Annotated in this window: 1 protein-coding gene and 1 pseudogene; one reads left to right on the top strand and one right to left on the bottom strand. The window is 45.4% G+C overall.

The window, feature by feature from the left end:
• Nucleotides 1–168: pseudogene (locus tag R7Z77_RS25015) on the top strand (holo-ACP synthase); the annotation flags it as partial.
• 68 nt (nt 169–236) lie between these two features.
• On the opposite strand, the gene R7Z77_RS25010 reads toward R7Z77_RS25015, so the two are convergent.
• On the bottom strand, nt 237–786 hold a 550-nt coding region (locus R7Z77_RS25010), incomplete at its 5' end, for an Hpt domain-containing protein (protein ID WP_318137000.1).

The raw sequence follows: 786 nt of genomic DNA, 5'->3' as shown, positions 1-786 counted from the left end.
GTGACTTTCCATGATTTTACCGTCTCGAATGATGAGTTGGGTAAGCCAGTTTTACTGTTGTCTGGCGTGGCTCAAAAAATGGCGCAGACGATGGGCGTTAATCACGTGCACTTATCCATTTCTGATGAACGTCACTACGCGGTTGCGACCGTGATTCTTGAATCCTAACCCTTTAAGCTGAATAACAAAAGCCAGAGCAAATGCTCTGGTTTTTTGTATGAAGTTTAGTCAGAATGCTACTGCTCTAGATAAAGTTTTGCAGTGGTGGTGACCTTAATCATTTCATCTTGCAGTTCAAACATTTCAGGTTCAATTTCTTCAATGCTGGCTCCTGAACGAAGTGCGTGTTCAAGCGTAGCACAGAGAGATTTTAGCCTTGGTACGCCACAATAAGAGCTACTGCCGTGCAGTTTGTGGATCACATGAATTAATTCTTCACGCGAATAATCGTCTTGCTCAAGTGCGTGGTCGACAACTTCTTCTACTTCTGGAATGAAATCGATCAACATACGCAGCATATCTTTGGCTAAGTCTTCCTTATTAGCGCTCTGTTTCAATGCGGCTTGCCAGTCAATAATCACATCAGGTTGTGTATTTTCAGCTGTAGCAGGTGCTTCACTTGCTGGTTCATCCACGTAGGACGGCGCAACTTTCCCTATGCTTTCTGTACAGGTATTCGGATTCCAGTGGACCAACACTTGTTGCAGTACATGCTCTTCAATTGGTTTGGTGAGGTAATCATCCATACCTGCGGCGAGCAGACGATCGCGCTCCCCGGCCATGGCG

The sequence above is a fragment of the Vibrio sp. 1401 genome, from assembly GCF_033340295.1.
The sequence above is the reverse complement of the archived record's forward strand: the minus strand, read 5'-3'. Positions and strand labels throughout refer to the sequence as shown.